This window comes from Sodalis sp. RH14 (genome assembly GCF_047324285.1).
In the GTDB taxonomy this organism is placed as follows: Bacteria; Pseudomonadota; Gammaproteobacteria; order Enterobacterales; family Enterobacteriaceae; genus Acerihabitans.
Map to the genome: position 1 here is coordinate 2,264,043 of NZ_CP178739.1, position 23,442 is coordinate 2,287,484.

A 23,442-nucleotide genomic window follows, 5' to 3' on the forward strand; every position below is an offset into this window, starting at 1 on the left:
ATGACGAAGGTGACCGACTCCCTTCGTCTAGCCGGTCTCTGGCGGGTGAATGCTACAACTCAATTTGCTTGGTTTCTTTACCCAACGTCACGATTGCCAGTACCGCTAGCAGGATCGCCATGCTGAACAGCGTAAAGATGCTGCCGATGGATACCCCGGCCGAAACCAGATATCCCACAGTCAACGGACCAAAGATCCCCCCCACTCGCCCAATAGCGGCGGCAACGCCGGCTCCGGTGGCTCTTATCTGAGTGGCGTATTGCTCAGGCGTGTAGGCATACAAAGCACCCCAGGCGCCTAAATTAAAGAAAGAAAGCAATGAACCGAAAAGCAGCAACTGAGCGCTTGAATCGGCGATACCGAAGAAATAGGCGCTGATTAGCGTTCCCAACAGATAAGTGGCCAGCACCCACCGTCGTCCCACACGTTCAATCAGCCAGGCCACTGAGAAATATCCGGGCAATTGGGCAACCGTCATGATCAAAACAAAGCCGAAACTTTTGACCAGACCAAAACCCTTCATCATCATGACACTGGGCAACCACAAGAACATTCCGTAATAGGAAAAGACCACGCAAAACCACACAATCCACAGCATGAGGCTGCGACGGCGATACTCCGTGGTCAACAATGCTGTTATTTTTCTGAGGAACGATGTTTTCCTCTCCTGCTGGCTCAATTGGATAAAGTAGGGCGAATCCGGTAATCTCAAACGCAGATAGAGCGTGTAAAATGCCGGCAGCGCGCACAAGATCATTGCGCCGCGCCAGCCGATGCTAGGCAATGGAATAAGGAAATAGGCGATCAACGCCGCCAGCAGCCAGCCCACGGCCCAGAAGCTTTCTAGTAGCACAATGACGCGCCCACGCACCTCGGGCGGGACACTCTCGCTCACCAGCGTCGAAGCTACCGGCAATTCGCCACCCAGTCCCATGCCGACAAAAAAACGTAACACCAGCAGGCTACCCAGCCCCCAGGAGAAAGCGCTCAGTCCGCTGGCAATGCTAAACATCAGCAGCGTAAGCATGAAGGCCGATTTGCGCCCCTTTCTGTCAGCATAGAGACCAAAGATAAAGGCCCCAACTGCCATGCCGACCGAGTTAACGCTACCGATCACCCCCAGTTGTGCGGCGGTCAGCCCCCAGTCTTGTCTCAGAGCGGCCAGAATGAAGGATAAAAGTCCTACGTCCATCGCATCGAACAACCACCCGGTTCCACATATCAAAAGTAATTTGTTGTCTGAGAAACCGTCTTGCCGAATCTGAGGTAAAATCATGATGTTCTTTATCATGTTAGGATGAAGGTTCCGGTATTATAGCGCGTTCTGATGGTCTATGGTGATGTCTGTTTGTGGCCTTCAAGTTCCGCGTCTAAGTAGGTCTTTACCCCTTGACGGCACCCCTGCTGCTGAAGAGGGATTCACACTTCACAGCAACCTACCTGAACTGCACTAAGCCGTTTCAGGATTTACAGGCGCTCCTTGGGCTAATCTCCCCCGACCTGAAAGGCGAAGGTTTCCCGAGGGGACTCGATGAGATACGCCGACAACTAAAAAACAGCAGGCATAGCGGGGAGGTCTGGTGTTAGTGCCTGCTTGAACCAACCAACGATGCGTTTGCTATGGGCCCACACAGCCAAAAAAACCTGTCCCAATGCTGCTTGGTATGGGCCGTGTGGCACTATGGCGAAACGCCGATATCAACAATGCTCTTAATAATTTTAGCGGTGGGAGATGCCGTGATAGCCTGTGGTGAGGGCGCTGTCAGGCCGCTCGCTGAAGCAGGAACAAACCGAGACGAATCAGGCTGCGCTCTGAACACGGTGGGGATACTGGTCGTTACAGCGAGAAGGATGTCAATGAAACGCACTATATTTATAATGCTTTATAATGCATCCCAATGGTTAAATTTTGCCCAAAAAATGGCTTGAGCAGTAAGCCTGCTTTCGGAATGGACTACTGACACCAGAGGCTTTTCAGAATGTGATAAAGGATGCAGAAGTCGTACACCTCTTTGGTTTATAATTCTTTTTAACAGGTTACTCTTCGCTATTTTTTAATGCTAAATAGGTCAGTAATCATGAATTTGAAAAGAGAATATATCGAAAAAAAGACAAATGGATCCTCTTTTTCTTATCTTGTCCATGGTGCCAATTACCCTTACTGTCTATGGCACTATCATCCTGAATATGAACTTCATATGATACTTGATGGTGAAGGCGATGCCATTATCGGGAATTCAATAAGACAGTATGGGAATATTTATTCTGCGCTTGTTGGAAGCAATATACCTCATAATTGGATTGTGTCTGGGAATATCGACCCAAGACATCAGACTGATTACGTAATTCAATTTAGCATGGATGAATTCAAAGTGCTTTTCAGTAACTTCCCGGAATTTTGGGAAATAAATAAATTACTCTCTGATGCTGGCCAAGGAATTGAGTTTTTAATAGAGGACACCTTAGTGGTTAAAAACCACATTGTCAGCATGGAAAACGACAGCCCTCCCATTAAATTAATTAAACTTTTCGAAATATTATTACATTTGGCAAAAAGCAATAATTATCAGATCCTTAATTCGGCTTATGATAAATCTCTTGAGCTACAAATCGGGCATAGAATTGATAAGGCCATCGAATATATAAAAATAAATTTCAAAAAAAATCCCAGCCTTCACGACGTTTCAAATAGCATCAATATGAATTCCAATGCATTTTGCCGTAAATTTAAAGCTGAAACAGGATTAAGTTATAAAAATTTTCTGAATAAACTCAAAATATCATATGCCTCAGATCTGTTGATAAACACCGAGCATTCTATAACAAAGATTAGTTTTGAGAGTGGGTTTAGTAATATATCAAATTTTAACCGCCGATTTATGGATATTAACCAAATATCACCATCAGAATTCCGCAGGAAGAGACGAGAAGCATAACACCAAACAACCGTAGCATCAGACTACGGTTGTTTAGCAAAAGCCGTTTAATGTACTTCACTGATCCAACGGTCACCTGCACCAGAGATGAGGATCACATTACCGAAAGCTGTAAAATCCCCCGTCCTAATGACACATTTCACCGTTGTTGCCTTTTTCTTCAATTCGGCATGTGAGATGATGTCGGCCTTAAGCAAAAAAAGGGATTGTATCTTCGAGCTATGGCCAGGATTAATGTCCATCGTTTCCTGCGCGATAAATAATCCTTCTACTGAAAAATATTTGTTTATTTCCTGCAGTACGTCATAAACCGTTGGTAGGTTCTCTTTCAAAGATAAATCAATCACGTTAATTCCATTGGGTGTTGCAAACCCCGCATCTGTCACCAACAGCAAATCACCATGACCAAGTGTCGCCAGCGAAGCAGCGAGCTGGCGGTTAAGTATTCCGATCTCTAACATATCAAGCTCCGTAATAGGCTTCTTTAATTAACGCGATCATTTCTTCAGATGTAGCAATACGCGGGTTTCCTTTATAATCCGGTAACAACATGGACGCCACAGCCAGTTCAGGTATTTCTTTTTCTGTCATGCCCACATCCCGCAACGTTTTGTTTAGCCCGATTTCAGACAAGAAGGCCTTCATCAATTGTGCTGAATGTTCAGCGGCTTCATTATCCGGACATTTAGTTAAGGTAGGATCGAGTTCGCGTGCCAGGACGGCAAAAGCGGGAATGGCAGACTGCCAGGTAAAACGTATGAACGCAGGATAAACAATAGCCAACGCTTCACCATGGGCAACATGACTGAACAATCCGCTTATCGCCATACCCTGCCCATGAGGAAGAGTGACGCCGGCTGACTTAATGCACAAACCGGCAAGCGTATCGGCCCATGCCATTTTTTCACGCAGCTCAAGATCCTGATGATTGCGTAAGACTAGGGGTAACGTATTGATTACAATGTGAATGACCTCCTTTGCCATCATTTCTATAAACGGAGAGGTGGCGGGATGGATCATCGATTCAAAAGCATGGGTGAATGCATCAAAACCGGTCATCGCCGTGACCGATTTTGGTAGGGTTAACATAAGCGAGGGATCAACAATGGCAACTTTTGGTAGAATGATGTCGTTATAAATCGCCGACTTTGTTTTTGTATCATTTTCTGATAATACAGCAACTTGAGTGACATGCGAACCTGTCCCGGAAGTGGTTGTAATAGCAATGATGGGCAAGGTAGTTGCGGAAGGTGGTTGTTTAAAAAACAAGTAATCCCATGCGGTACCCGGATGAGTTGCTTCAACCGCAATAGCTTTGGCCGTGTCCATACTCGAGCCTCCGCCAAATCCAATGACGACATCGGCCTTAAACTCCCGTGCTCGCCGCGCGCCGGCGGTAATGCTTTCAGTGGTTGGATTTGGCACCACGCCGTCGAAAAAAGCAACGTTTACGCCGCTGTCAGTCAGGCGCGCTGTAATTTTATCAATTAGGGGCTGCATATATGCCACAACCGGCGTAGTGACAAGCAACGCCCGCTGACCATACCGGCGGGTGATCTCACCAACTTGATGCAGCGCCCCAGAACCAAAGACAATTTCTGTACCGTTAACATATTTAAAACTTTTCATTGTTCACCTCTGCAATTCTCGGCCATGACGTAGGGAACTTCAGGCATCGCGCCCTGTTGTGTACAGACGAACGCAGCTAAACTGTTTGCAAAATGATTAATCATCGCCAAAGGTTTTTTCTGCAGGGCCAATACGGCCACCGTTGCGGAAAAGGCGTCGCCGGCACCCACTGTATCGACGGGTTTAATATTGACGCCTAAATGCACATTTTTTTGTTCTTGCCAATACAGCGTACTTCCCCGGCCACCGCAGGTATAAACCATCAGCTCTATTGCAAACCGCTTACGAATCTCGTTATAAAAAGCATCCATCTCACTCGGTAAATCGAGTAGTCCGGCAATAACCTTCAACTCATCTTCACTCACCTTGATAAAGTCGGCCTTCTGCATCAAATAGGTCAGCATCTGCGCATTGAAAAAAGATTGGCGCAAATTAACATCGACCAGGACTTTGCAGTCCGCCTTAGCGTACGCCAAAAGCCGATTAATCAGTTGCTGATTATTTGCGCCTCTGAGAAAAAGGGAGCCGAAATAAATCAAGTCAGCGTTGGCCACCAATGCGCACAACTCGGGCGTTTGTGTAACCTCATCCCATGCGGCGGGACTGTGGATGGTGTAACCAGGAATACCATCATTATTCAAAATCACATCTACCACACCGGTTGGATAGTGGTTGGACTGCAGATAACAGGGAATGCTAAACATCTTCAGCTCATGTTCTAACTGTCGTCCGTCCTCGTCGGTACCGATGGCGGAAACCAAAGTGGCATGGACGCCCAACTGCGTGGCGTGATAGATAAAATTAGCGGCCGCGCCGCCGAGTTTTCGCTGAGAACCAAAACAATCCCAGAGGACTTCACCAATAGCCAATATATTCATAGCGTGCCGTCACTGTTGACTTTCACGATGAGTTTCATGGTTTCCATACCGTGCGAGTCGTGGTATTGATAAGACGTTAGATAGTCATCAAACTCAAACTCGCGTGAAATCAGCTCCTTTACTTTGACTTTTCCACTTGAAAGCAAGTTGATGGCATCAAAAAAATCCTGATGCTTATACATCAATGTTCCCAGGAGCGAAATTTCACGATCACCGAGAATCGACATATCTACTCGGGGCTTGCCTTCATAAACGGCGACGGCAACAATAATGCCCCCTTTAGCAATGGTATTTACGACTTGATCCAATGCCTTTTCCACGCCGGAAACTTCAAACCCGACACTAAAGCGATTTGGACCCAATAAAACCTCAATGCACTCAGGCAAGTTTTCTTTAGCCGTATTAACGACGTGTGCGACCCCACAGGCTTTTGCTTTTTCCAGACGGAAGTCATTAATATCAGTAATCATAACCTCCGCCCCATAAGCGGTGGCTACTTGTGCCACCAGGTTGCCAATAGTCCCCGCGCCGGTCACCAGAACTTTCGCACCAGCCAGTAATTTCTTTACATGAGAGACTGCATGAACGGCAACGGCTACTGGCTCGACAAAGGCGGCGATTTTCATATCTATATCGTCAGGAAGTAGAATTAAGCGGTCTACCGGCACGGTAAAATAGTCTTGGGCGCAACCCGGCGCTTGAAAACCACGCACCCTGAGTTGGTCGCAAATATTAAATTCTCCCCGTAAACATGGCGCACATTTTCCACAGGTGATTTGCGGTAAAGCAGTGGCTTTCATACCGATTTTGATATGAGTTGGAATATCTTTCCCACATTTGATGATCGTTCCACTAAATTCGTGTCCTTGAATGACGGGATAAGAAGTAAACGGATGTTTACCATGCCAAACATGAATATCAGAACCACAAACGCCGATATAATTAACTTTAAGCAGCACCTCATTATCTTTAATGACAGGGATAGGAACATCAGCAGAAAATACAATTTCCCCGGGGGCAGTCATAACAGCTTGTTTCATGATTTACTCCTCTCGATAAAAGGGATAATCCCAATATTTTCAATTAATGGAAGGAACTTTTCGAATAGACTCGAGATCTTTCTTATAGATAAGACGAACGCCAGTATCAATGGTTTTTGGCACCCAGCCAAAGTTGGCATTATCAGCACCCACACGCGTTGGATGACGCGCAGCATAGGCCTGAAGCAGACCCTGGAAGCCCATGAGGTAAGGATTCTGGCCGACTATCGCCTGGACCTCGCCATTATCAATCAGGGCAACGGTGGCCTCGTCAAAGTCAAATCCCATAATGACAATTTTTCCTCTAAGGTTAAGATCGCGGATAGCTTGCGCCGCACCGGTAGTCGGATTGCCATGGGCTGCAAAAATCGCCTTGATATCGCTGTGCGCCTGTATCAAAGCGGTAATTTTTGATGCGGCCCCTTCAATACTGCCCTGATCGTCAACCTCATAAATTTTGGTGTTCGGAGAGGCTTTATTCAGTGCATCAGTGAAACCCTGCACACGAGCGGCCAAATGGGCTGGGCCCTTCATATAGGAAACACCAACTGCACCCCCTCCTTTTACCCATTGCGCCATCTCCTGTCCGGCAGCATAACCGGCCTGGTAGTTATTCGTCCCAACGAATGTCAGTCGATTGGACGTGGGAGAATCAGAATCAAAGGTAATAACCGGAATCTTATATTCAATGGCGCGATTAATGGCCGGCTCCAGCGTTTTTGCTTCTCCAGCCGTCAATACGATGCCATCCACTTTTCGCGCCGTCAGTTGAGTCACGGTACGTGCCTCAACTGACGCATCCCATTCGGCGGGCCCCTGTAATTCAACTTTCACGTTATCACCAAGCATTTTTGCCGCGTCCTGCATCCCGGCATATGCCCAGTTGAAAAACTCCGAACCTTTCAAAAAGACAACCATGGAATATGTCTCCACTTTCTTATCTGCCGCATGAGCGGATGATACAAGAAATAAAGACAAGGAAAGTAATACTGTGGAACATATTTTCCAGAAAGTTTTCATCAGTGACTCCGATTATAATAAAGGGTTAAATTCTATAAAAAATCAATTTTTTAATACTACTTTTATATTGGTTCTTCTCTTGGTTACTTCACCAATAAATACCGCGCTCACCAGCATGCCGCCAATCAAGATTTCTTGATAATACGTATTTATACCAGTCCAGGTAAAACCGTTATAAAGTATTGCGAGGAAAAATACGCCTAATATTGTCCCCATGAAAGTTCCGACCCCACCAAACATACTTGCACCACCAATAAAAACAGCTGCAATAACACGCAATTCAATGTTCTGTCCATATGCCATATTTGCAGCACCGAATTGTGAAGCATAAATAATGCCCGCGATACCCGCCATTAAGGCGGAAAATGCGAAGGCAAATATTTTAAATAAATCTACATTGATGCCATTCAATTTTGCTGCTTCTTCATTACCACCGATAAAATAGACTTGCTGGAAATATCGATGATTTGCCAGTGCATAACCAAAGCCAATGGCAACAATGATAAACAGCCAAAGCATTAAAGGCAATCCGAACAAGTAGTCCTGACCAAATGCAGTAAATTTTGCTGGCAAACCAGAAATTGTACTGCCATTGGTAATTACCAGATTGATACCACGTAATGTCATTGCCATTGCCAGTGTGACAATAAATGCATGTACCTTGAGCCTATTCACTAAAAGGCCATTTATCACACCGACACATATGCACAATATTAGGGTGATAATTACTGAGATAAAAATTGAGAAATAAATACTGCCCGTCAATCCAGTAAAAAATTGCAGTAGTTGGCTGACAATAATCGCTGAAAAAGGGAGTGTCGATGCAACCGATAAATCTATACCGCGCAAAATAATCACTAATAACATGCCTAGCGCAATAAAACATTCGCCGATAAAACCCGTCGTTATTGATTCCATATTCAATATACTAATAAAACCAGGAAATGCTACGTTCATTGATATCATGATAACCAGGACAATCAATGCGAGAATGCTATTGTATCCTGATAAAATATTTTTGATCATATTCATGTTTGGCCTCATACTGCCGCATATTGCATAATTTGTTCTTGCGTGCTTTCATCGGTAACGATTTTTTCCAAGCGCCCCTCCCTGAATATGGCAATCCGATCGCTCAGACCTACAACCTCCGGTAGCTCTGAGGAAATGACCAAAACAGCAACGCCTTCATTGGCCAGTTTTCTTAAATAGCCATGAATAGCTGATTTCGCCCCCACATCTACACCACGTGTGGGCTCATCTACAATCAGCAGTTTGGGTTTAACTTCCAGACACTTCGCCAGAAGAACTTTTTGCTGATTTCCACCACTGAGATTTCCTACTAACTGTTCAATTGATGAGGTTCTTATTTGCAAGCCGGTGATGTATTTCTGTGCAGTTTCCTGCATTCTTCGACGAAAAATCAATCCACAGACATTGGTATAGTTATCGAGAGTGCTGGAAACAATATTTTCGACAATATTTTTTTCCAGAAATAACCCCAAATGCTTTCGGTCTTCGGTGAGGTAAACAATACCTGCATTGATGGCATCTGAAGGTTGGTGAATGACGAGTTTTTTGCCATCAAGCGTTAATGTTCCTGATGTTAACTTATCAGCGCCAAAAATAGCACGGGCGATTTCTGTCCTACCGGCACCCACTAGACCGGCACAACCCAATATTTCTCCCCGGCGGATATCGAAGCTGACATCGCTAAACACTGAAGTTCTTTCCAGCTTTTCACACTTGAATATCACATCACCAAAACAGCTCCCCTTCGGTGGATAGAGTTGGGTTAATTCTCTACCGACCATCTCAGAAATAATCCTCGCCTTATTGGTTTTCGATGTGTCAGATGTACTAACCAAATTTCCATCACGAAGTACACTGCATCTTTCTGCGATCGCAAAAATTTCATCCAGCTTGTGGGAGATAAAAATCATTGCAACGCCTTTTTTCTTCAGATCACGTACTACTCTATATAAAATGTCCACATCTTGTTCAGAAAGCGAAGAACTGGGTTCATCCATGATCAGTACCTTTGCATTCAATGAAATCGCCTTGGCAATTTCCACCAATTGCTGCATACCAACCGTCAGTTTTTTTACCTGAATATCTGCTCGCAAATTGATCCCTAACTGAATAAATAAAGCCTGTGTTTGTTGATTAAGCTTCTTCCAGTTTATGAATCCTAACCTGTTAGCGGGTGCACGATTGCCATAAATATTTTGTGCGACCGTTAACTCAGGGATCAACGAAAGTTCTTGGTGTACTACTCCTATACCGATATTTTGTGCATCAAGTGAGTTTGTTGGGGTAATTTTATTCCCGTTAAAGTAAATATCACCGGACGAGGGGGGATAAATACCGCATATAATTTTCATTAAGGTTGATTTTCCCGCACCATTTTCACCGATTAGTGCATGAACTTCTCCGGCTCTGGCGGAGAAACAGATTTTTTTTAAAACCTGATTTGAACCGAATGATTTTTCAATATCTCGTAATTCGATAACAGTGTCAAAAATCATGATCTCTTCCTCCTAATTATTGTTTTTTTGCCGTGGCCGCATTGATCACCAGGAAGAGAATTAAAATCACGCCGTTGATAAACCACTGCCAATTGGGGTTTATACCCGCAAGAATAAAACCGTTATTCACCATTGCAAGAAATATCACACCGAGACAGGCGCCAAAAACCGATCCTCGTCCACCATTGAGATTTGCCCCACCGATAACGGCGGCGGTAATTGCATTTAGTTCTGAACCAAGTCCATATCCGGCATAACCCATGCCAGATTTTGCGCTGATAAGAATTGCGGCAATGCCCGAAAATAAGCCTGAAAACGCATACACGGCGATGAGCGTCCTGGCCACTTTCATCCCGCTTAAGCGGCTCGCCTCTTCATTTAATCCTATGTAATAAATAATATGCAGCGGTTTCCAATAACGAAGTAACAGATCGATAAACGCAATAAATAAAATAATGATCAGAATATACAGAGGTATATTAAGGACTGATGCAGAGCCTATTTCCAGAAAAGAAGTGGGTAGATTAGTGATCTGATATCCTGAAGTCCACACTGTAGCCACCCCTCTTGCTACGGAAAACATGGCCAGCGTGACAATAAAGGATGGTATTTTCAACCAGGCAACACCCAGACCGTTTATCCCACCCAATATGACAGAAAAAAACAATCCTGCAGGAACCGCTACCAGCGTAGGTATACCTGAACTCAGTAGTGTACAAGTAAAGACGCTGGTGAGAGACAGCATCGCTCCGACAGAAAGATCGATACCTGCAGTGATGATAACCAACGCCAATCCACTGGCAAGTAGTAGCGCAAAAGTGGAACCTGCAAAAATTGAGCGGATATTATCAAATGAGAAAAAGTTATTGAGTGAAATGGAAAATAAAATAAATGTTATCATAACAATGATAAACAGGCTGACTTCCCTGTTTTCCATTATGTTTTTAACAAAATTTGCCTTTTTTGTCTGCCCTAAGTTAAATGTCAAATGAGTCATCGACTTTCGCCTTTTCCACTTATTCATTGAGAAACATGCTATCTGTATTCGCGGAGATCGGCTAATACTCAACTCGCCACAATTGATACTTTTTTAGCATTCATCTACAGATGTGACTAATATCACAGATGACGTCATTGAAGCGAAAATTTTCTAACAACATCTTTTATTAAAATATTTATCATATTTATTCAAAGTAAGGATATTTATTTAATAATATGTAGTGATGTTTTAAGTTAATGATTTTGATGATTTTTTTCAGTTATTATATATAACCTTTTTGTAAGGCTGGGTTAGGAAGTTTATATCAACCTTTAATTCCCCTCACATTGTTGTCTTATGGAAATACCGCCATGGAGGCAGTATCGCATATTTAAAAATTGGGCCATTGGTCAATCAAAATCATTCATCATAGGCTGTGTCCCTCAATTGAATAATCCCTTAAAAAATAGTTTGATACGGCCCAACTTCACCATCGAGAGATAATTCCTCGTCATTTTTTCGTTGCGCGTGGCAATGCGACGGTTCTTTTTTAAAATGCCGAAACGCCTTTAACAACGTTCCGTTTGCGCTCCGTTTCTCTGTCAAATCGGGTCCGCCCATCCCTGCTGGCTCTCTCATGCGATTTATGCGGGATTACGACCTTTATCCCATTATCTTTTAAATAGTTACGGAATTGCTTGAGTAACCCTTTATCAGCAAGTACCGCTTTTCCAAGGTGTTTCATGAACCCATTTTTCCTTTGAACGCCCATGCCATCCAACATAATATGTAATGCATATTGGCTTTCGTGAGGCTGCCCACCGTTCAGAACGACATTTAGCGGCGGCCGTTTACTCTTGACAATATCGATGGCGGTCCTGTCAGCGCCAGTCCGGTCGCGGAAATGTTGTCCGCAGTCGGCTTTTGGCGCGTGACCAATGAGTACACCTGGTATGAATGGGCAGGTCATCCCGCATCCTCCAAACGGGAAGGATACACCAGATACCGGCCGATTTTGCCCTTCATTGACAGATGTGCCGACAACAATCGCCCGGCTAATCCCTGGCGCATCGCTGATTGGGATAGGCCGGTGACGGTAATGACGTTTTGATCGCAAGGCAGTGTTTGCTGGGGAAAGTGTTTTTCGGCTCTACTGAGAGTCTACCCGAACCTGAACCCCGAAAAAGGCTTCTCGGCGATACGGTCATGATACACGCAGTCGCCTGTCTTTCCCTCGGCAGCACCAGCGGCGACCAGCAGCGGCAGAAGATGTTCTGGCTCGGGATGGGCGGACTTTCCAGCCGGAGCTGTTTGCCAACCGGGCAAATTCATCTCCCGTAACGCTGGATTGATGACCGCTTCACCCAACCATGAATCGAATGACTCGGTCATATCATCTCCGCGTCCGATAAAAAAATGTGGCAGGTTGTGATGACTTATGCCGCTGCTGATAATCAGGGTATCATTATTGCGCAACGGCGCCAGGGCACGTCCCATCGCCAGATGCCGGGTCGGATTATAGGATTCCATCATTGAAAGTTGAAGGACAGGAATGTCGGCGTCTGGATCGATAAGCTTAAAGGAAATGAACACATCGTGATCATAACCGCGCCGATCATCCGTACCGGCGGTGAAGCCGGCATCCTCCAGCCTTTGACACACCTTCACCGCGACCTATCGGCTCAACGGGCGTAGGCCAGGTGAGCCGATAGGTCGCGGTGGAGGGAAAACCGAATAGTCGAAAAGCAATGGCGGGTGCGCGCCCGTATTGACCGTCGGATTCCCGGCCTGCCAATGGCCGGATAAGGTAATGACCGCGCGCGGACGCTGCCCGATAAACATATCGAGTCCGCGCAAGGACGCAGCCATACGATCCCAAGTATCGTGCGGTCATACAGGGGTCGGGTCCGATAAAAAAGCACGGGCCGCGGCCATGGAGAATGAAGAAGGTAGGAAACATGCTCATATCGGCCTACTGAATCTGGATACAGGAAATCGCCGCTTCGGCAGCGGCAATCGCGCCTGCACGGCTTTCGGGGCCAAAGGCGGTGCCTTCCGCGACCACAATCGTGGGTTTGATGCCGATAAAGCCAAAGATCGCATTCAGATAGGTTCCGGCATGTTCGAACTGCGCCCACGATGCCCCAGGCTGATAGACCGCACCCCGCGACAGCAGAACAATTACCCGCTTATCTCCCGCCTGACCGGCCGAATTGCCTTGCTCATCCAGACTAAAGGTAACGCCGGCGATGATAATCCTATCTATTCACGCCTTAAGCTGGCTCGAAATGGTAAAGTTGTAGAGCGGTGCACCGATAATCATGGTGTCGGCCATAAGAAATTCATCAAGGATGGTTTTACTGGCAGCAGACTCTTTTGTCCCTTTCGTCGGTTTGTCAGTCATCAGGTAATGATCGATTGGCGCGGCAACCAGATCGCGATAGATAACCTGTTGATTAGGGTGAGTGGCCAACACTTGTGCGAGGGCAGTGGCAGAAAGTTGGCGGCTAACAGAATTTTCGCCGCTGATGCTCGAGTCAATATGCAAGATAGTTATGATGTTATGCTCCAGATGATCAGGTTGGATGTGTGTGATGATTCAGCGAGGGTGAATAGGGGCCTTTCGCGTCCGCCCCCACAGAGCAAAAACTGCCAATGGCAACAGCACCAGATTAAGTGGCAACACCATGTATTCGCCGCGAGAAATGTGGAAAACGATTGCCAACACTTGTAGCACCGTAATGCCGCTCGCGGCCAGTATCCCTAATTGCGGCAGGATGCGCGTCAAGGCCGGCAACAGGATACCGAGACCGCCCGCCAGGTCGACTAGACCGATAAAACGCACGAATATCTCGGAAAACTCGCCCGTCCAAGGCATCATCGCGGACAATTGCGCTATTGGGGACGCCAACTTGAGGTAACCCGACATGACAAAAGTGACAAAAAGCGCACTCTGCACTATCCAAAGTCCAATCCGCAACAGCTTGTTTGCCGAAGATCCTTCTGTTGAATTTACGTCCTCTATGCTCATACGTTTTCTCTCCTATGCAGTCAAGGTTTGAGCATAAAGCGATCACTCCATCAAAGATACCCGGATTGTTTTCATAAACAACTTCAATTATTCTTATGGTTATGAATTGTCTAACCGCGGAGTAGGGATATGAATGCCTTAACGCTCGATCAGCTATTGGTTTTTATCACCACCGTCGACCAAAGCAGTTTCTCAAGTGCGTCACGTGTACTCAATCGAACCCAATCCGCCGTGACTTACACCATACAGAAGCTGGAGGATCAGGTAGGAATAGCACTCTTTGATCGCAGCGCCTACCGTCCTTCGCTTACCCCTACAGGGAAGGCATTGCTGCCGCGAGCGCGGCGTATTCTTGCAGACGTTAACGCACTGCATAATCATGCGAAGGCGATGGCTCAAGGGATGGAGGCTGAAGTACGTTTCGGCGTATCGGAAATGGTGCCCATTACGCAACTTGCGCCGATATTGGCTGCGTTTCGCGTTGAATTTCCCACGGTCGTTCTTCGCATCTCCCGGGCATCGTTCGGTTTGGAGGAATTGCTGGTCGCGGGGAAGTTAGACCTTGCCGTTCTGCTGGAGATCGATTTGCCCGCCACGCTCGACCGAAACCGCTTGTCGAGCATGGATTTGGTCGCCGTCGCGGCCCCGGGACATCCGCTCGTCCTGCATCAAAGTCCTGTTACCGTGGATATGCTGCGCAAAGAATTACAAATCGTGCTGACCGATCCGCGCGACGCGGCCCGAAGTCGCGAACATGGCGTTGCAGCGCTGGACAGCTGGCGGGTGACTGATTTGACGACCAAACATGGGCTGCTTTATGAAGGGCTGGGTTGGGGCAGTATGCCCGAACCGCTTGTTGCTGCTGATATTGCCGCGGGGCGTCTAGTTGTGCTGGAGGTCGAGCGCTGGGACGGCGGTGATTATTTGCCACGCATCAACATCGTTGCCGCTCAGTCAGTTGAACGAGCGGCGGGACCGGCACGCGCGGCACTATTTGCTGCATTAATCGATAAATATCCTGACGATGGCCTGGCCCGTTCAAATCATAGATAGGCATGTCTACGCATCTGGCCGCCTACTTGGATGGTGTCCGGTTTGCAGAACGAGTTATTCCAGTGCCAATTGAATGAACGTGGTGGGCCAGATGTTCGTTTCCTCATCCTTCGGCGTATGCCAGCGCGCAGCCACTTGTCGCTGGGTGAAACTGCCGCAATTAATTGTGATCCACAACACATATACTCACAAAAGCGCACGGTCGACCGTCTTGCAATTTTGTCCCATCAATAAAATAAGAATCAATGTGTTAACTACTAATGCACAAATGTGCTTATTTATAAACTACATAGAAACATTTGTGCAGTATAATAATTCAATTATTCAGATTAAATACCATAAAAAGCCTTTGAAACTCCCCGCGAAACTTGTTATATCAAAGTAATCAAGTCATAACGGAGTTTGCACATATGTGCAAGTGAGCGGGAATGGAAAACAGCGATGATGTCCGTCTAATCGTGAAAATTGCCCAGCTTTATTATGGGCAGGACATGACACAGGTACAGATTGCCCGTGAACTTGGTATTTATCGCACCACCATTAGTCGTTTATTAAAGCGTGGCCGCGAGCAAGGCATTATCACGATCGCCATTAATTACGACCATAACGAGAATTTATGGCTGGAACAACAGCTTAAGCAAAAATTCGGCCTGAGGGAGGCGGTGGTCGCGTCCAGTGACGCGGACCAGGAAGAAGACAAGCTTGCCGTGATGGGGTTGCACGGCGCTCAGTTGGTTGACCGGTTGTTGAAGCCGGGTGATATCATCGGTTTTTCGTGGGGGCGCGCCGTGCGGGCGCTGGTCGAAAATCTGCCTCAGGCCAGTCAGTCGCGCCAGGTGATTTGTGTGCCAATTATCGGCGGCCCCTCCGGTAAGCTTGAGAGCCGTTACCATGTGAATACGCTTACCTATGGCGCGGCCGCGAAACTGAAGGCGGAGTCACATCTGGCCGATTTTCCCGCCTTGCTGGATAACCCGTTTATCAGAAACGGCATTATGCAATCCCAGCATTTTAAAACCATCTCTGCTTTTTGGGATAACCTGGATATTGCACTGGTAGGGATCGGCTCACCGGCGATCCGTGATGGCGTCAACTGGCATGCTTTTTACGGCAGCGAAGAGAACGACGATCTGAACTCCCACCCGATTGCAGGGGATATCTGTTCACGGTTTTTTGATATTAACGGCAACGCTGTTGAAACCACTATGAGTGAAAAAACGCTGGCCATTGAAATGCCGCGTATTAAAAAGGCGCGGTATTCCATCGGCATTGCGATAGGTGAAGAAAAATATTCAGGCATTCTTGGCGCCTTGCATGGAAATTATATCAATTGTCTGGTAACTAATCGGGAAACGGCTGAGTTATTACTTAAGTAACAAAAAGAAATAAAAATTAACGCGGAATTTATCTGCGGCGGGACCATTTTATCCGAGAAACGGGAGTCTATTATGCAAACGTGGTTAAAACTGGCCAGTAACGTTTTTATTGTTATCGGCGGCGCATCCGGCAGCGGTATGAATAAGGGTGTCGGGCAGCTATCGGCACCGGGTGTCAAGGGCAGATGGCGCACAAAAATGACGGCGACACAAGACGAGAGGGAAGCATGATGGCTAATGCAATCTTTTGTGCTCACGGCAAGCTCGCCAGCGCGATGCTTGAATCCGTTCAGATGGTGTATGGCGACACCAATGTGACCGCGGTGGAATTTGTTCCTGGTGAAAACGCGGCGGATATTGTCGCCAAATTGACGGCTATCATCGCTCCTCACCCGGATGAAGAGTGGCTGGTTGCCGTCGATTTACAGTGCGGCAGCCCCTGGAACGCGGCGGCCTCCCTGGCGATGAAAAATGCGAAATTGCATCTCATCAGCGGCCTGTCATTGCCGCTGGCGCTGGAGTTGGTCGATAACCAGCAGAATATGGCCGCCGATGCGCTTTGCGCACACCTGACGGCTGTCGCAAGCCAATGTTGCGTGGTCTGGCAACAGGTAAAAACCCTAGAGGAAGATTTCTGATGAAGATAACTCTTGCCCGTATCGATGACCGTTTAATCCACGGCCAGGTCACGACCGTCTGGTCAAAAGTGGCTAACGCACAGCGTATTATTATCTGCAATGACGATGTTTATAACGATGAGGTCCGCCGCACTTTATTACGCCAGGCCGCACCACCTGGAATGAAAGTCAATGTGGTCAATATCGAAAAGGCCGTCGCCGTATATCATAATCCGCAATATAAAGATGAAACCGTTTTTTACCTTTTCACCAATCCGCAGGATGTATTAAGCATGATCAAGCAAGGTGTAAATATCGGAACTGTGAATATTGGCGGCATGGCTTGGAGACCCGGGAAAAGACAGTTAACCAAAGCTGTTTCTCTGGATGAACAGGATATTGAAGCGTTTCGTGAGCTGGATAAATCCGGAGTGAAACTGGATCTGCGTATAGTCGCTTCAGACCCGTCCGTTAATATTCTAGAAAAAATAAAAGAACAGTCTTTCGTCTAGTAATACAGTCGCCTGTTTTATGCCGTAACAGGCAGGGATGACTATACCTGAAAGGTGATATTATGGAAATCAGTACCCTACAAATTATAGCAATATTTATATTTTCGTGTATTGCCGGCATGGGCAGCGTGCTGGATGAATTTCAGACCCACCGTCCGCTGATTGCCTGTACCGTTATCGGGCTTATTCTCGGCGATGTGAAAACCGGCATTATGCTGGGCGGCACACTTGAACTGATTGCGCTCGGGTGGATGAATGTCGGCGCGGCGCAATCACCGGATTCCGCACTCGCCAGTATCATCTCCGCCATTCTGGTGATCGTCGGCCATCAAAGTATTGCTACGGGGATTGCCATAGCACTGCCTGTGGCCGCCGCGGGACAGGTGTTGACGGTATTCGCCCGCACGCTCACCGTCGTCTTTCAACATGCCGCCGATAAGGCCGCCGAACAGGCGCGCTTTCGCACCATTGACATCCTCCACGTTTCAGCTCTAGGCGTACAGGCGCTGCGTGTCGCCATTCCAGCACTAGTCGTGTCGCTGTTCGTCAGCGCCGATATGGTCAGCAATATGTTGAACTCAATCCCGGACTTCGTCACGCGTGGGCTGCAGATTGCCGGCGGTTTTATCGTGGTGGTTGGCTACGCTATGGTGCTGCGCATGATGAGCGTGAAATACCTGATGCCCTTTTTCTTCCTCGGCTTCCTGGCCGGCGGTTATCTCAACTTCAGCCTGCTGGCCTTCGGTGGTGTGGGCGTGATCATTGCGCTGGTCTATATCCAGCTTAACCCTCAATGGCGTAAAGCCGAACCGCAATCCGCCCCTGCCGAATCGGGTGCGCTTGACCAACTGGATGACTAACGGAGCCCGCCATGGAACCCAAAAAACTTACTCGCGCTGACTTGTTCAACATGTTTTTACGCTCAAATTTGCAACAGGCGTCATTCAATTTTGAACGCATTCATGGACTGGGCTTCTGCTATGACATGATCCCGGCGATCAAACGTCTCTATCCCCGCAAGGAAGACCAGGTAGCAGCACTTAAACGACATTTGGTGTTCTTTAACACCACGCCTGCGGTCTGCGGCCCGGTGTTAGGGGTAACCGCAGCGATGGAAGAAGCGCGCGCCAATGGCGCGCAGATTGACGATGGCGCCATCAACGGCATCAAAGTCGGCATGATGGGGCCTCTGGCCGGCGTCGGGGATCCCCTGGTCTGGGGAACTCTGCGACCGATTACCGCCGCGCTGGGCGCGTCTTTGGCGCTCAGCGGCAATATTATCGGGCCGCTCTTGTTTTTCTTTATTTTCAATGCGGTGCGCCTGGCGATGAAGTGGTACGGCCTGCAGTACGGCTTTCGTAAAGGAGTCAATATCGTCAGCGATATGGGCGGCAATCTACTGCAAAAACTGACCGAAGGCGCCTCCATTCTCGGTCTGTTCGTGATGGGCGTGCTGGTGACGAAATGGACCAGCATCAATGTGCCATTGGTGGTATCGAAAACGCCCGGGCCGGATGGCGCGACCATCACCATGACGGTGCAGAATATCCTCGACCAGCTGTGTCCCGGCCTGCTGGCATTAGGACTGACATTGCTGATGGTGCGGTTGCTCAACAAAAAAATCAATCCGGTATGGCTGATTTTCGCTCTGTTCGGCCTGGGGATACTGGGTAACGCGCTGGGCTTTTTGTCCTAATTTTATACCCCGGCGATGCCGGGAAAACCTTAACAACGAGGTGGTTTATGAAAACGACGGCTTTACGCCTGTACGGCAAACGCGACCTGCGTTTGGAAACTTTTGAGCTTCCTGATATGCAAGATGATGAAGTCCTAGCGGCGGTAGTCACCGACAGCCTGTGCCTCTCCTCCTGGAAAGAGGCCAATCAAGGCGAAAACCATAAAAAGGTGCCCGATGATGTGGCAACAAACCCCATTATTATCGGCCATGAATTTTGCGGCGATATCATCGCGGTGGGCAAAAAATGGCAACATAAATTCAAGCCAGGCCAGCGCTATGTCATTCAGGCTAATTTACAATTACCTGATCGTCCGGATTGCCCCGGATATTCTTTCCGGTGGGTGGGTGGCGACGCCACTCATGTGGTGATCCCCAATGAAGTAATGGAGCAGGATTGTCTGTTGGTATATGAGGGGGAAACCTATTTTGAAGGGTCGCTGGTCGAGCCGCTGTCCTGCGTTATCGGTGCGTTCAACGCCAACTATCATCTGCAGGAGGGCACCTACAATCACAAAATGGGTATTCGTCCGCAAGGACGAACGCTTATCCTCGGCGGTACCGGGCCGATGGGATTACTGGCGATTGATTACGCGCTGCATGGCCCAGTAAACCCCTCCTTACTGGTGGTGACAGGCACGCGTGAAGACAAATTGAACTACGCCTGTAAACATTATCCCTCAGAGCCGCAAACACAAATCCACTGTTTGAATGCGCGGGAGGCGACGTACGATGCGTTGCTAGCACTGAGCGACGGGCACGGCTTTGATGATATTTTTGTTTTCGTGCCTGAAGAGGAGCTTGTCACTAAGGCGTCCTCGCTGCTGGCTCCGGATGGCTGTCTGAACTTCTTCGCCGGGCCGCAGGATAAACAGTTTACCGCGCCGGTTAACTTTTATGATGTGCACTATGCCTTTACCCATTATGTGGGCACTTCCGGCGGCAATACCGACGATATGCGTACTGCGGTAAAACTGATAGAAGAGAAAAAAGTACAGGCGGCAAAAGTTGTTACGCATATCCTTGGGCTGAATGCGGCAGGGGAGACGACGCTGGATTTGCCGGCTGTCGGTGGCGGAAAAAAACTGGTCTATACTGGGAAATACTTGGCATTGACTGCCCTCACTCAGATCCAAGATCCGGAGCTGGTGGCAATTTTGGATCGTCATAAAGGTATCTGGTCCGGCGAAGCGGAGCAGTATCTACTAGCTCATGAACAGGAAATCAACCAAGATTAACCTGATACCCCGCGCTGCATATCGCAGGCGGGGTGCATTGATCATTTCTCTTCGGACGCGTCGATGATATGGCTGATTCCTCCGATGCCTGACAGGAAGGAACATTATATTTTCGACGAAGGTGAAAAATCATAACTGAGAAATTGTGATCAATATCACTTAAGCGAATTGTCCAAGTGAATAACATACCCATAAATGACAACGTTGTCATTTTGAGGTAGTTAAATAACAATATTAATTTATTGATTCTATTAAATAAATTATTGTTTGTTTTGTGAACCAACTATAAAAATAAAAATGATTTCATTCTAAAAATTTTTGGAACTTACCGTGAGGCCAATGTTGGCCTTTGTTGGTTATGCAATCTCCATTCATTTGATTAGAGGGTGATCTTTACCACTACTGCCTGGCATTTTTCTTCTTTTTCATAGCCAAGTAAATGTGACTGAACTGAAGCTTTGTGGATGCAACAGCAGAACAGAGAGAGAGGGAGTCAAGCTGGGTTATGTTGTCGTTCACGAGTGATAACACTATAAGAGGGTATATTGGATGAAAATTTATGTCGATACCGCTAATTTGAATGAAATTAAAAATCTTGAAGCCAGTTTACCTCTTGCCGGAGTAACGATGAATCCAAGTATAGCGGCTAAATCAGCGGTTAAAATGTCAGTGTTAATTCCCCAGATTCGCGCCATTTTGGGACCCAATAAGCTGATTTTTGCTCAAGTCATTGCCTCAGATAGGGATGGCATAATTGAAGAAGCTAAACGTCTTAGTCGTTTGGACGATGCAATCGTCGTCAAAATCCCTGTGACGGTAGAAGGTATACAAGCAATTAAAAAAATGAAAGAGGCGAATATTAAAACGTTGGGAACCGCCGTCTATAACGCCACCCAAGGCTTGCTGGCAGCCCTAGCGGGCGCTGAATATGTCGCCCCGTATTTTAATCGTATTGAGGCAATTTCTGGCAACGGCATCGAGACGGTCACTTCATTGGTCAAACTTTTGGAAATGCATGCTCCGCATTGCAAGGTTTTTGGTGCCAGCTTCAAAAATAACCGACAGTTTCTTGAATGTTTGTTAGCAGGTTGCGAATGTGTTACTTTGCCGGCGGATCTTGCGGGCAAATTATTGGACAATGCCCTTGTGGAAGCTGCTGTTCTTCAGTTCCAAAATGATTGGAAAAATGCGTATGGGAACCTTGAAGTACACTGAAGAATTTATGCGGTTTTTATAAAGGAAGTGTCATGGATACTTCCTTTTTCATATCCTCTGCAAATAAATATCTGAGTGAATGTTACAATATTTATCACTGATTGCCTGACTATTAAATCGGCGCTCAATCTCTTTATAATTTTCTCAGTACGATTTTTTTTCACTATCTTGTCTATCAACATGCTCGCCGCTGTTAATCCCATCTGATAGGCAGGTTGTTTAATAACAGTTAATGGTGTGGGGAAGAAACTTGCCCATTTGGGATCATCAAACATAAGAAAAGATAAATCATCTGGCAGGGAAAGGCCACATTTATAGATAGCAGATACAACACCTTCTCCTATGAAATCATTAGCAGCAATAATGGCTGTGGGAATTGGTTTTCTGGTCAGGTAATTCATGACTTCACTGCATGCTCTTTCCTGTAATTTGTCAGTTTCCATTATCAAAATAATATTATTTTTTATTACTGACGCACTCTCCATGATGGCATTTTTGAAACCATCGAGTCTTTCCTTGAATGTGGTAATCGCAAGTTGCCCGTACAATATAATATATTTCTATGCCCTAGATTGAGCATATAATTTGTTGCAAGTTTCATACTTTCATGATTATTAATTAATACCTGGTCGCTGGATGGGAATCCTGATAATCGATCTACTTCAACAATAGGCAAATGGTTTAATTTTTCTATATTATTAATTGAGTTAGCAGTCGGAACAATAATCAAGCCTTGCAGCATATTGCTTTTCAGAAGATGAATAATTTGGCGCTCAATCGCTTCATTTTCGGAGGACGTTCCAAAGATCACGGTATAGCCTTTATCTATTGCAATTTTCTGGATTGCGGTAATAATCTCGCCGTGAAATATGTTAATTATATCAGAAACTATTACACCGATAGTTTTCGATTCCCACTGCGAAGTTTTCTGGCGATGGTATTGACTTCATATCCAATTCCTTGCGCCGCAAGCAGAACTTCATCGCGGGTTTTTCTCGTCACCAGGTCTGAATCTCTTAATGCCCTTGATACTGTAGAGTTCGACAGCTTTAGTTTTTTAGCTATGTCTGCGATGCTTGCCATTTGTGTCTCTTTGTCAAATTAAGCTGAAAAATCCCGCTTACGGTTTGCGGTAGTCTTATAACGCATCTGGGTAACCCCTTTCAGTCCGCTCAGGTTTACAAGAAAAGCGGTCTTGACGTAGTGCCCCAGCTTCTGTTAATTGATGTGATAGCTGCGCGGCCATTAAACAACAAAATACGCAATCCAAAACCAGTCTGTAATGTTCATTTCATTTAGTTACATTTTTATGCTATGGTAATTGAACTATAGATATTGACATTATCAAGCAGACACTATTTGTCAAAGGTTAAGATTTGCATAAAAGAAAAGAAAAAATTTCAAAATGGGTAAGTGTTAGTGTTGATGCTGGCGCTGGCGCTCTACAGCGTTCATGCACGAGTTCATTCAACTCTGAAGGACACCATCGCGGGATATCCCGCTTCCTTAAGATCCGCAACCCCCCGTATTGCACGCGTATTTACAATATTTCGTCACCTTAATGTTTCGCTTCAAACAAAAAATCTTCTCTCCCGCAGGCCAACTCCAACATCGATCTATTCGCCGCATGGGTAAGGTGAGCATTCATGAAAAAA

24 protein-coding genes and 2 pseudogenes are annotated in these 23,442 nt (G+C 46.5%); 10 read left to right on the top strand and 16 right to left on the bottom strand.

Going from position 1 to position 23,442, the window contains the following annotated elements; genetic code table 11:
* Positions 1–52 precede the first annotated feature (52 nt).
* A complete protein-coding gene (locus ACL2XQ_RS10280) occupies positions 53–1,291 on the bottom strand; it encodes an MFS transporter (protein WP_413730022.1) in 1,239 nt (412 codons plus the stop codon).
* Between the two features lie 787 nt (positions 1,292–2,078).
* Here ACL2XQ_RS10280 and ACL2XQ_RS10285 point away from each other — a divergent pair.
* Entirely contained in the window at positions 2,079–2,936 is an 858-nt protein-coding gene (locus ACL2XQ_RS10285) for an AraC family transcriptional regulator (RefSeq protein WP_413730023.1), read from the top strand.
* 47 nt (positions 2,937–2,983) lie between these two features.
* On the opposite strand, the gene rbsD is transcribed toward ACL2XQ_RS10285, so the two are convergent.
* The 12 genes and pseudogenes from rbsD to ACL2XQ_RS10345 all read right to left on the bottom strand — a co-directional run bounded on the left by rbsD (position 2,984) and on the right by ACL2XQ_RS10345 (position 14,041).
* Positions 2,984–3,397, bottom strand: coding sequence for a D-ribose pyranase (gene rbsD, locus ACL2XQ_RS10290; protein ID WP_413730024.1), 414 nt, complete (start codon positions 3,395–3,397; stop codon positions 2,984–2,986).
* A gap of 1 nt (position 3,398) precedes the next feature.
* Positions 3,399–4,565: an iron-containing alcohol dehydrogenase gene (locus ACL2XQ_RS10295; protein ID WP_413730025.1), complete on the bottom strand. Its 1,167-nt coding sequence runs from the start codon at positions 4,563–4,565 to the stop codon at positions 3,399–3,401.
* Complete coding sequence (locus ACL2XQ_RS10300) at positions 4,562–5,443, bottom strand: PfkB family carbohydrate kinase (protein ID WP_413730026.1); 882 nt, start codon at positions 5,441–5,443, stop codon at positions 4,562–4,564. Before ACL2XQ_RS10300 ends, ACL2XQ_RS10295 begins: the two co-directional genes overlap by 4 nt.
* Complete coding sequence (locus ACL2XQ_RS10305) at positions 5,440–6,483, bottom strand: zinc-dependent alcohol dehydrogenase (protein WP_413730027.1); 1,044 nt, start codon at positions 6,481–6,483, stop codon at positions 5,440–5,442. The genes ACL2XQ_RS10300 and ACL2XQ_RS10305 overlap by 4 nt, the downstream gene beginning before the upstream one ends.
* A gap of 39 nt (positions 6,484–6,522) precedes the next feature.
* Positions 6,523–7,503 carry a substrate-binding domain-containing protein gene (locus ACL2XQ_RS10310; protein WP_413730028.1) on the bottom strand — a complete coding sequence of 327 codons (981 nt, stop codon included), beginning with the start codon at positions 7,501–7,503 and terminating at the stop codon, positions 6,523–6,525.
* 42 nt (positions 7,504–7,545) lie between these two features.
* Entirely contained in the window at positions 7,546–8,535 is a 990-nt protein-coding gene (locus ACL2XQ_RS10315; RefSeq protein WP_413730029.1) for an ABC transporter permease, read from the bottom strand.
* 8 nt (positions 8,536–8,543) lie between these two features.
* The gene (locus tag ACL2XQ_RS10320) at positions 8,544–10,031 is read right to left on the bottom strand and encodes a sugar ABC transporter ATP-binding protein (RefSeq protein ID WP_413730030.1); all 1,488 of its coding nucleotides are present in this window, start codon (positions 10,029–10,031) and stop codon (positions 8,544–8,546) included.
* 16 nt (positions 10,032–10,047) lie between these two features.
* Complete coding sequence (locus ACL2XQ_RS10325; RefSeq protein ID WP_413730032.1) at positions 10,048–11,028, bottom strand: ABC transporter permease; 981 nt, start codon at positions 11,026–11,028, stop codon at positions 10,048–10,050.
* Between the two features lie 425 nt (positions 11,029–11,453).
* Positions 11,454–11,854 (bottom strand): annotated as a pseudogene (locus ACL2XQ_RS10330) (transposase); the annotation flags it as partial.
* A gap of 317 nt (positions 11,855–12,171) precedes the next feature.
* Entirely contained in the window at positions 12,172–12,672 is a 501-nt protein-coding gene (locus ACL2XQ_RS10335; protein ID WP_413730034.1) for a DODA-type extradiol aromatic ring-opening family dioxygenase, read from the bottom strand.
* Between the two features lie 310 nt (positions 12,673–12,982).
* Positions 12,983–13,558: pseudogene (locus tag ACL2XQ_RS10340) on the bottom strand (FMN-dependent NADH-azoreductase).
* Between the two features lie 51 nt (positions 13,559–13,609).
* Positions 13,610–14,041 (bottom strand): DoxX family protein, encoded by a 432-nt coding sequence (locus ACL2XQ_RS10345; RefSeq protein WP_413730036.1) that lies wholly within the window; start codon positions 14,039–14,041, stop codon positions 13,610–13,612.
* 129 nt (positions 14,042–14,170) lie between these two features.
* On the opposite strand from ACL2XQ_RS10345, the gene ACL2XQ_RS10350 reads away from it, so the two are divergent.
* The 9 genes from ACL2XQ_RS10350 (at position 14,171) to ACL2XQ_RS10390 (ending at position 21,787) form a co-directional block, all read left to right on the top strand.
* Positions 14,171–15,094: a LysR family transcriptional regulator gene (locus ACL2XQ_RS10350; RefSeq protein WP_413730037.1), complete on the top strand. Its 924-nt coding sequence runs from the start codon at positions 14,171–14,173 to the stop codon at positions 15,092–15,094.
* Between the two features lie 428 nt (positions 15,095–15,522).
* The gene (locus tag ACL2XQ_RS10355) at positions 15,523–16,470 is read left to right on the top strand and encodes a sugar-binding transcriptional regulator (RefSeq protein ID WP_413730038.1); all 948 of its coding nucleotides are present in this window, start codon (positions 15,523–15,525) and stop codon (positions 16,468–16,470) included.
* A 72-nt stretch (positions 16,471–16,542) separates the two neighbouring features.
* Positions 16,543–16,701, top strand: a complete 159-nt coding sequence (locus ACL2XQ_RS10360) for a hypothetical protein (protein WP_413730040.1) — start codon at positions 16,543–16,545, stop codon at positions 16,699–16,701.
* Positions 16,701–17,108, top strand: a complete 408-nt coding sequence (locus ACL2XQ_RS10365) for a mannose/fructose/sorbose PTS transporter subunit IIA (RefSeq protein ID WP_413731044.1) — start codon at positions 16,701–16,703, stop codon at positions 17,106–17,108. The genes ACL2XQ_RS10360 and ACL2XQ_RS10365 overlap by 1 nt, the downstream gene beginning before the upstream one ends.
* Positions 17,108–17,599 (top strand): mannose/fructose/sorbose PTS transporter subunit IIB, encoded by a 492-nt coding sequence (locus tag ACL2XQ_RS10370; protein ID WP_413730041.1) that lies wholly within the window; start codon positions 17,108–17,110, stop codon positions 17,597–17,599. The genes ACL2XQ_RS10365 and ACL2XQ_RS10370 overlap by 1 nt, the downstream gene beginning before the upstream one ends.
* A 62-nt stretch (positions 17,600–17,661) precedes the next feature.
* The gene (locus ACL2XQ_RS10375) at positions 17,662–18,459 is read left to right on the top strand and encodes a PTS mannose/fructose/sorbose transporter subunit IIC (protein WP_413730043.1); all 798 of its coding nucleotides are present in this window, start codon (positions 17,662–17,664) and stop codon (positions 18,457–18,459) included.
* An 11-nt stretch (positions 18,460–18,470) separates the two neighbouring features.
* Positions 18,471–19,295, top strand: coding sequence for a PTS system mannose/fructose/sorbose family transporter subunit IID (locus ACL2XQ_RS10380; protein ID WP_413730044.1), 825 nt, complete (start codon positions 18,471–18,473; stop codon positions 19,293–19,295).
* Between the two features lie 47 nt (positions 19,296–19,342).
* Entirely contained in the window at positions 19,343–20,572 is a 1,230-nt protein-coding gene (gene sorE, locus ACL2XQ_RS10385) for an L-sorbose 1-phosphate reductase (RefSeq protein WP_413730046.1), read from the top strand.
* Positions 20,573–21,121: 549 nt separating this feature from the next.
* Positions 21,122–21,787, top strand: coding sequence for a transaldolase family protein (locus tag ACL2XQ_RS10390; protein WP_413730047.1), 666 nt, complete (start codon positions 21,122–21,124; stop codon positions 21,785–21,787).
* A gap of 5 nt (positions 21,788–21,792) precedes the next feature.
* Here ACL2XQ_RS10390 and ACL2XQ_RS10395 read toward each other — a convergent pair whose 3' ends face one another.
* From ACL2XQ_RS10395 to ACL2XQ_RS10405, 3 genes are read right to left on the bottom strand one after another with little or no spacing between them, the layout of a single operon-like run.
* Positions 21,793–22,272 (bottom strand): substrate-binding domain-containing protein, encoded by a 480-nt coding sequence (locus ACL2XQ_RS10395; protein WP_413730049.1) that lies wholly within the window; start codon positions 22,270–22,272, stop codon positions 21,793–21,795.
* Positions 22,254–22,688, bottom strand: a complete 435-nt coding sequence (locus ACL2XQ_RS10400) for a substrate-binding domain-containing protein (protein ID WP_413731045.1) — start codon at positions 22,686–22,688, stop codon at positions 22,254–22,256. Before ACL2XQ_RS10400 ends, ACL2XQ_RS10395 begins: the two co-directional genes overlap by 19 nt.
* Positions 22,679–22,870 (bottom strand): LacI family DNA-binding transcriptional regulator, encoded by a 192-nt coding sequence (locus tag ACL2XQ_RS10405; RefSeq protein WP_413730051.1) that lies wholly within the window; start codon positions 22,868–22,870, stop codon positions 22,679–22,681. Before ACL2XQ_RS10405 ends, ACL2XQ_RS10400 begins: the two co-directional genes overlap by 10 nt.
* Positions 22,871–23,442 lie beyond the last annotated feature (572 nt).

What these genes read in the sequence shown, in the direction of transcription:
- ACL2XQ_RS10390 (WP_413730047.1), top strand. Translation starts at nt 21,122, where the DNA reads ATGAAAATTTATGTCGATACCGCTAATTTGAATGAAATTAAAAATCTT.
- ACL2XQ_RS10360 (WP_413730040.1), top strand. Translation starts at nt 16,543, where the DNA reads ATGCAAACGTGGTTAAAACTGGCCAGTAACGTTTTTATTGTTATCGGC.
- rbsD (WP_413730024.1), bottom strand. Translation starts at nt 3,397, where the DNA reads ATGTTAGAGATCGGAATACTTAACCGCCAGCTCGCTGCTTCGCTGGCG.
- ACL2XQ_RS10295 (WP_413730025.1), bottom strand. Translation starts at nt 4,565, where the DNA reads ATGAAAAGTTTTAAATATGTTAACGGTACAGAAATTGTCTTTGGTTCT.
- ACL2XQ_RS10355 (WP_413730038.1), top strand. Translation starts at nt 15,523, where the DNA reads ATGGAAAACAGCGATGATGTCCGTCTAATCGTGAAAATTGCCCAGCTT.
- ACL2XQ_RS10345 (WP_413730036.1), bottom strand. Translation starts at nt 14,041, where the DNA reads ATGAGCATAGAGGACGTAAATTCAACAGAAGGATCTTCGGCAAACAAG.
- ACL2XQ_RS10350 (WP_413730037.1), top strand. Translation starts at nt 14,171, where the DNA reads ATGAATGCCTTAACGCTCGATCAGCTATTGGTTTTTATCACCACCGTC.
- ACL2XQ_RS10395 (WP_413730049.1), bottom strand. Translation starts at nt 22,272, where the DNA reads ATGGAGAGTGCGTCAGTAATAAAAAATAATATTATTTTGATAATGGAA.
- ACL2XQ_RS10305 (WP_413730027.1), bottom strand. Translation starts at nt 6,483, where the DNA reads ATGAAACAAGCTGTTATGACTGCCCCCGGGGAAATTGTATTTTCTGCT.
- ACL2XQ_RS10285 (WP_413730023.1), top strand. Translation starts at nt 2,079, where the DNA reads ATGAATTTGAAAAGAGAATATATCGAAAAAAAGACAAATGGATCCTCT.
- ACL2XQ_RS10300 (WP_413730026.1), bottom strand. Translation starts at nt 5,443, where the DNA reads ATGAATATATTGGCTATTGGTGAAGTCCTCTGGGATTGTTTTGGTTCT.
- ACL2XQ_RS10325 (WP_413730032.1), bottom strand. Translation starts at nt 11,028, where the DNA reads ATGACTCATTTGACATTTAACTTAGGGCAGACAAAAAAGGCAAATTTT.
- ACL2XQ_RS10380 (WP_413730044.1), top strand. Translation starts at nt 18,471, where the DNA reads ATGGAACCCAAAAAACTTACTCGCGCTGACTTGTTCAACATGTTTTTA.
- ACL2XQ_RS10405 (WP_413730051.1), bottom strand. Translation starts at nt 22,870, where the DNA reads ATGGCAAGCATCGCAGACATAGCTAAAAAACTAAAGCTGTCGAACTCT.
- ACL2XQ_RS10320 (WP_413730030.1), bottom strand. Translation starts at nt 10,031, where the DNA reads ATGATTTTTGACACTGTTATCGAATTACGAGATATTGAAAAATCATTC.
- ACL2XQ_RS10315 (WP_413730029.1), bottom strand. Translation starts at nt 8,535, where the DNA reads ATGAATATGATCAAAAATATTTTATCAGGATACAATAGCATTCTCGCA.
- ACL2XQ_RS10370 (WP_413730041.1), top strand. Translation starts at nt 17,108, where the DNA reads ATGAAGATAACTCTTGCCCGTATCGATGACCGTTTAATCCACGGCCAG.
- ACL2XQ_RS10280 (WP_413730022.1), bottom strand. Translation starts at nt 1,291, where the DNA reads ATGATAAAGAACATCATGATTTTACCTCAGATTCGGCAAGACGGTTTC.
- ACL2XQ_RS10365 (WP_413731044.1), top strand. Translation starts at nt 16,701, where the DNA reads ATGGCTAATGCAATCTTTTGTGCTCACGGCAAGCTCGCCAGCGCGATG.
- ACL2XQ_RS10375 (WP_413730043.1), top strand. Translation starts at nt 17,662, where the DNA reads ATGGAAATCAGTACCCTACAAATTATAGCAATATTTATATTTTCGTGT.
- ACL2XQ_RS10310 (WP_413730028.1), bottom strand. Translation starts at nt 7,503, where the DNA reads ATGAAAACTTTCTGGAAAATATGTTCCACAGTATTACTTTCCTTGTCT.
- sorE (WP_413730046.1), top strand. Translation starts at nt 19,343, where the DNA reads ATGAAAACGACGGCTTTACGCCTGTACGGCAAACGCGACCTGCGTTTG.